This is a genomic window from Methylibium sp. (assembly GCF_013817365.1).
Classification (GTDB): domain Bacteria; phylum Pseudomonadota; class Gammaproteobacteria; order Burkholderiales; family Burkholderiaceae_C; genus Methylibium.
The window spans coordinates 1-6,426 of record NZ_JACDCU010000226.1 but is presented as its reverse complement, the minus strand read 5'-3'; the positions used below and the strand labels follow the sequence as shown (position 1 = coordinate 6,426).

The following is a 6,426-nucleotide window of genomic DNA, read 5'->3' as shown; positions in this document are numbered from 1 at the left end:
TGCACTGGGATGCCGCGCTTCGGGCTGCAACCGGAGTTCGGCCGGTCAATGACCTGTGGGGGTCGCCCCTCGAGTTCGATTGGCACCATGCAGAGGTCTTTGTCGATGACAAAGCGTCTCCGCTTGGCGAAACCGGCCGACTGATCCCCCTGCCGCGCGCCCTTTGTGCGCAGTTCAAGGCCGACTACGTCGACCGGCACGTGCCATGGGTACTGAGTCAGCTGGCGTCCACCGGCTCGCCTGTCGAGGCTGTCCCCAGCTTGCTCTTTTTCATCACGAGTCGCGGCGGCGGCCGCGTGTTGGAGCAGATCCAGAACCGGCACCGCAGCGTCGGCGGAAGCCGGATCTACGAAGACCCGTTCCCGCTGAATGTCTTCAGCACCGCCTGCGCACCCGGCTGCATCGACATGGAAACCTCGATCTCGAAATCGTCGACACGGTGATGGGGCATCGGGATGGAGCAACGCTGACGCACGGCAGCTTCAGCATGCGGGTCTGGCGTGAGGACGCCGAAGCGATCCGCCCTGCCCTGACGGCTATCTTCGGCGACATCTGCTTCGCGCCGCCCCCACTTTGGCGGGAGAGCCGCGAACTTGCTGATCCTGGACCAAGGCTGATCCGGTATCCGTCAGCGTCGCCGTCCTCGGCCCGGGCGGACCGGCTGGCAACGAGCCTGAGCACTGCACAAGCGCAGATTCACGGCTACATCAAGGGCGAACTCCACAAAGGTCATGTGCATGGCGTTGGGTCTGCCGGCCTTGCCGAAGGCGACCCGGGACTTCGAGATGCTCTGATGGCGGACGTCTGCCTGCTGAGCGAAGAGCAGCTGGACGAGTTGAGCCTGCGATTGCTGCGCGACGAGGCAGGCATGCCGTCGGTGCAGGGCGCTCTTCGATATGAGGCACTCATCGAACTCGCCGGGGATGCGTGGACGCACCTTGGCAAGCGGGCTCGCATCAGGAAGCGTTATCCGACCAGGACCTACGAGTCGTCGCCCTTCACGTCTTTGGCGCCCCAGGCCGCGGCGGCCGTGCCCGTACTTCGTGCCGCTCTCGAGAATCTCTTCGAGGGCGTGCCGATGAAGTCAGGGCTGAGGCTGTCGCAGGCGCTCGCGCTGGCCGTGTACGACCTGCTTCTGGTCTCATGGATCGCCAATCTCGAACTGCTGAAGAGCGTGATTGCCGATGACGCCCGCTGGCGGGTCGTGCGCCTGAAGGACGAGTTCTACCTGGAGTGGAGCCCGAGCGAGGACCTGCGTACACAGCCATGGGCGCCGATCCAGCGCTACGCCATCTCGCGCAGGTCGGCGTGGCTGCTGCGGCACGCCATTCAGGGAAAAGCGCGCCGTGCCGTCGCCTGGAAAGAGGCACATCCGTGGACGACGCAGCTGGCAGGGGCAGTCAGGTCGACACTTCCGTGCGAAGACGGCTCATCGAGCGACGGCCTCCTGAGGCACGTGGCGCGACTGGTCGATCAGCGCAATTCGACTGAGCTGCCTGGCACCGTCGCTGCCTACCTGGGCGGACGGTTGACGTGCCCTTCCCTCCCCTGGGGCGACTGGGTGCAGCTCTGCTGTGGTCGGTGGGTCCTAACCCCTCATGCCACTGAAGGTCCTCACAAGGTCGAGGAACAGCCAGGTGCGCAAAGTGCGCACACACGTCTGGTTCATTTGCCGGAGGATTCGGATGACGAGGTCGACGTCACACCGGAGACGCTCTTCGTACCGACGACAGGTCAAACGCCTCGAGCCGTTGCATCGCGTTGCGCCCGGTCGGACGCGGCGTACAAACTTTTTGCCTGCCTGCGTGGCCACCTCAATCACCTGCAGGCCGACCAGCGTGGTGCTCGCCACCGCGCGCTGGCCGCCGAGGCCATGGCCAAGGACATCGTGAGCCTGCGCTCGGAGACCTCGTCGGCGATCCAGCTGCTCGGTCTGTGGGCCATCGACCTGTTGTTGCGCCCGGGTCGTTCACGAAAGCTCGCCATCACGAGCGTGCTGCGCTACTTCGGCGCGCTGTCGCCGCGTTTCCAGGCGATCGGCTACGAGGTCGAGCTCCACGTGTTCGAGGATCACGAGATCGAGGATCTCTACGGCGAGGTGCTGTCCGGAGCGACCGTCAAGGACCTGAAGGAATTGCACGACGGTTTGCGCAATTTCCATCGGTTCGCCATGACAGCCGCCAGCCTGCCCGAGGTGGATTGGTCAATCCTGGGATCTGTAGACAGTGTCCGGCTGGGCTCGCCAGGTTGGATCGACGACCGCTCGTACCTGGAACTGCTTGATCGCCTGGGTCGCGATCGAGACTGTGGGGGCGTTCAACCATGGCAATTGCAGGTCATCGCGATCCTTGCGCGCCGCTTCGGGCTGCGCGGCGCGGAAGCAACGGGCCTAAGACGTTCTGATATGCAGTGGGGGGCCGGCATCGAGTCCGTCATCGTCCGGCGCAGTCGCCAGCGCGACCTGAAGACGCATGCATCTCGCCGGGTCGTCCCTCTGGTCTACAAGCTCGCCGACATCGAGGAGCAGGCCCTGCGCACGCTCGCCGAGTTTCATGCCATTTCCGGCCTTGATCTCGACGATGCGCCCCTCTTTGGCGTGGACAACCGTCCTTGCGAGCCCATCGACGGGCTCAAGGCGCGGGCCCGGATCAACGACCACCTGAAGGCGCTTACCGGGCAGCCAGCATCGTCGCTGCACAAGCTCAGAAAGGCGTTCGTGATCGACCTGTGGGCGGCCATCGAGGCGCCCCGTTCGGCGCCGAAGTCGCTGTCGACGTCCGATCCGCTCGTTCGACAGCGCATTGCCGGGACGCATCTGGGCGGCAGGTCAGAACAAGTGACACGGCGTGGAGCGTGGGCCGTGGCCCGAGCGGCGGGCCACGCCGGACCTCGCACGACGCTACGCAGTTATGCGCATCTCCTGAGCGACGTCGCGGCGGCTCACGTCCAGGCGCAAGAGGTGCGTGTGTCGTGGTCGCTGAAGCCGCCCGAGATCGCCGTCATCCGCCTGGATACGGACCTGCCCGGTTTTGAAGCGAAGGTTCTGCCAGCTGAGGGCGAGGCCGGGACGCCCACGCCGCTGGCGGCGCTGCGTGCGTTGTTGCACCTCGCCCACGGGCGATCGTCTTCCGCCGCAGCCCTCAGCACCGGTCTGCCTTTTCATGTGGTCGAGTCCCTTGAGGCGACCGCGATGGGCATTTATCTAAAGTTGAGCGCGGCGGAGAACGGGAGGCTTACGGTTCGCCGCGGCACACAGCGCGAGTCGAGACGATTGGCCAAGCAGGGGCTGCTGAGCCTGGTGCATGTCAACGCTTTCTCTCGGCTGCGCAAGGGATTCAACGACATGTCCGTCGCGGCCATCGATGCTCTGCGCAGCGTGCCGGCGGTGCCGCCAGCTGAGTGGAACGCCATCATTGGCGCCCGGCGAGAGGTCTCCATGTGGAAGCGTGAGCACTTCCGACTGGCGGCAGCCGCGGGACGGCATTTCGTCGACCGATCCCGGCTGGTTATCGAGATGCCGACTTTGCAGGAGGAAGGCCCTGCCAGCAGGATTCGGGCACTGGCGATCGAGGCGGGCTGGGTGCCTGACAGTTCTGCTGCCCGGCCAGACCCAGCGATCTTGTGCAATTCCATCGGAACCTCATCGCGGCTTCCGCGGGTCAAGCTCGCGCGAGCGGGCATCACCATCGACGCACGAGCCGTCATGCGTGTGACCGGCACATCGGCCGCCGATCACGTTTGCGACGGGATCGAGATGGCGCTCGCATTGGTGTGCCTCAACGCATGCGCGACGGCACTGGGCGCTGACCTGGATTCGTGACTTTTGCACGCAAATTGAGCTTCGTTCGTCGAGCCGGTTGTCAAGGACGGCTTTGGACGCTTACAGTCGGTTTCGCTTTCTGCTGGCCTGCGCGCGCAATACGCGCCCGCTGGTCCATGTTTTTTCTCGACAAACGATAGAGGTTCTGCGGCGATTCACTGCTGCCGAGTCCTCCGCCGCGCTCGCATTCCTCTGCATGGTGCAGCGGGTGCCTGCCGTCGAGAAAACAAGGACCAGCCGTGAACACCAACGCCAGCTTCCACGAAGTTCTCACCTGCCGCAGCAGCTTTCCTGTTGTACGCGCCGAATTCTTGCTCGATGCCCAGGGCCACGCGGTCCAGCGTTTGAGTTCGAGCGACATCGTCCCGGCACGGGCCCTCGACGTGGTCCGTGTGGCCAGCGCTTGCATCGCAAAGGCTTCCTGCATTTGGCCTGAGCACATGCGAGTCTCGGTGCAGACGACCCGTGCCACCGGCACTTACGAAAACCGCGTGTACGGAGGTGCTGTTCTGCTGCTCGACGCGCGCGCGCTGAGCCGGAATCCGTCGGCCCTCGACGTCGCCCTCGCTTGTGCTGCAGAGTTCGCCTCGCTGCTTGGCAACAAGCCTGCGCCAGCTCCAGCACCCTCGAGCAGCGCAGGGGTCCATGCTCCTGACTCGCGTACACCGCTGACGATGAATGACTTAGCAGGCTCGGTCTTGCTGGGCGCGAAGTTGCCGTGTGACTTGGACATCATCATCCCGGGCGTTCAGCCGATCCGACTGTCCGGTCGCCTGCGCCGGGCAAAGCCCGGCCAAGCTCGTACCGAGGTACGTACGCTTCGTGGCCGGCTGCGCGGCGTGATGGTCGGCGGGCGTGGACACCGGCTGTTTGTGCGCGGCGTCGATGTCGCGAGCCACGAGCCCTTTGGCGACCTTCCAATCTCGTTCGGAGAGCAGTGGCGCAGGACCGTGGCAGACGCGCTGACGACACCCGGGCAGACGGTCCTGCTCTCGATCAGCGAAGAGATGTTCGACGATGGCTCCTCCAAGCCGCGCATCAAGCGCGTGCTAACCAGCATCACCTTGCAGTCCAGCGCATCGCATGCCGAATGCCAGGTTCACGACTTGGTTGCCGTAAAGGCAGCGTAAGTCGGCCTCGGCGCGTTGGCGAGGCAGGGCGCGGCAATGCACGCCGCGCCAGTCACACGCACACCTAAAGATTCTTCCTAAAGCTAGTCGTACGCGGCCGGGACGGCCGTCGTCCAAAGGAGCCATTTCATGTATTCACTCTTCGATCGAAACAGTCGCGGTCTCCCGCACCAGGTGTTCGGACGCGAGCACATCCTCGGCGCGCGCGAACAGGGCTGGCTTGCTTCGGCCCGCAAAACCAATGAAACCGTCCGGTGCCTTTGCCGAGTGAATCACGAAGGCCACGGCATCCCGCTTGTCCTCAAGAGCTTGAATGCTGTCTACCACCGTGCCCGGCGAGCAGGTGAGGCGGACCTTCATTTGCCAGGCTGCCCTCACGGCGAGTCGCCCGATTTCACCGCGGCCTTCGGCGCACCGAACGGCGCATTCGTGCAGTCCGGGGAGCGACTTGTGGTCGACCTCGGACGCTTGCTTCAGTTCCAGCAGGGAGGAGGCACCGGAGGTGGGAGAAAGCAGCCCAACTTCTCAACTCAGATGTTGTCTCTGCTCTGGTTGGTGCATGTTCGAGCAGGACTACACGTTGCGTTGCCGGGTGCACCGGAACGCACATGGTGGTCAGCCTACCAGTCCACCATGCGCAGCATCGATGTGAAGACCAAAAACGGCACATTCGATCTCGAAAGCATGGTCCTGTTTCCGCATACCGCGCAGCCGAATGGCAAGCAAGCGAACTATCGGAAGCTCTGCGCAGCCATCGAGCGTGGGACGTTCATCCTGATGGCTTTCCAGGTGCCTGTTCAGCTCCCGGTTTACGTTCCACAAGCCGAAGATGGCGACCGCGCGACGGAACCATCACTGAACTTCGCCGACATCTTCAACGTACCAGTATGGTCAAGGCAGGCTGCATTCGAACGAAAGTTCATCGGCGTTTTTAACCACGCTTACATGCGCAGCAAGGCCGGCCATCCAGTGATCGCTTTTGGCTACGGAACTCCACAGGCGTTTGGCCGCAACGGCAAATCGGCGACCATCCGTCAGCTGGCGTACCTCCCGCTTGAACGCCATCTCGCTCCCGTGCCGACCAGCAAGCACGTGGCCAAATCGGACGAAGCTGCCTCAAAAAAACTCACGTACACGGCCCTGCCTGGCGAGGATCCTCTGCTCGCAGACGCTATTCTGCTGGCGGCACACCGACGGCAGCACATTGCCGCCCACAGGAAAGTCTGAGACCCAACTGCAAGCTCGAAGAGGATGTCGGCTGGAGTGAACCCCTGAGGCTGGACCGGCAGGGAAGTTCAGACTGATACGCTGGCTGGGCCTTCAACAGGAGAAGGTCCATGTCCTCACGAGGTCCGTATCGGCGCCATGCGGCGCAGTTCAAGCTCCAACTGTGTGTGGAGATTCGTTCCGGGCGCTTGGCCGCCGCGATGTTCAGCGTCAATCAGGATGAGAAGAGCGCGTCAATCAAGGTGAGAA

5 protein-coding genes are annotated in these 6,426 nt (G+C 63.6%); 4 read left to right on the top strand and 1 reads right to left on the bottom strand.

The window, feature by feature from the left end:
- From H0W38_RS13800 to H0W38_RS13790, 3 genes are all read left to right on the top strand, one after another.
- A partial coding sequence (locus H0W38_RS13800) for a hypothetical protein (RefSeq protein WP_292454997.1) occupies positions 1–443 on the top strand: 443 nt, incomplete at its 5' end.
- Positions 440–3,820, top strand: a complete 3,381-nt coding sequence (locus tag H0W38_RS13795; protein ID WP_292454994.1) for a hypothetical protein — start codon at positions 440–442, stop codon at positions 3,818–3,820. The genes H0W38_RS13800 and H0W38_RS13795, both read left to right, overlap by 4 nt.
- 239 nt (positions 3,821–4,059) lie before the next feature.
- Positions 4,060–4,950 (top strand): hypothetical protein, encoded by an 891-nt coding sequence (locus H0W38_RS13790; RefSeq protein ID WP_292454993.1) that lies wholly within the window; start codon positions 4,060–4,062, stop codon positions 4,948–4,950.
- Positions 4,951–5,085: 135 nt separating this feature from the next.
- On the opposite strand, the gene H0W38_RS13785 is transcribed toward H0W38_RS13790, so the two are convergent.
- A complete protein-coding gene (locus tag H0W38_RS13785; RefSeq protein WP_292454990.1) occupies positions 5,086–5,310 on the bottom strand; it encodes a hypothetical protein in 225 nt (74 codons plus the stop codon).
- A 273-nt stretch (positions 5,311–5,583) separates the two neighbouring features.
- Between H0W38_RS13785 and H0W38_RS13780 the strand changes: the two genes are divergently transcribed.
- Entirely contained in the window at positions 5,584–6,177 is a 594-nt protein-coding gene (locus H0W38_RS13780; protein ID WP_292454989.1) for a hypothetical protein, read from the top strand.
- Positions 6,178–6,426: the final 249 nt, after the last annotated feature.

Bases quoted from the DNA above. Each gene is read 5' to 3' on its own strand.
- H0W38_RS13785 (WP_292454990.1), bottom strand. From the start codon at position 5,310: ATGAAGGTCCGCCTCACCTGCTCGCCGGGCACGGTGGTAGACAGCATT.
- H0W38_RS13780 (WP_292454989.1), top strand. From the start codon at position 5,584: ATGCGCAGCATCGATGTGAAGACCAAAAACGGCACATTCGATCTCGAA.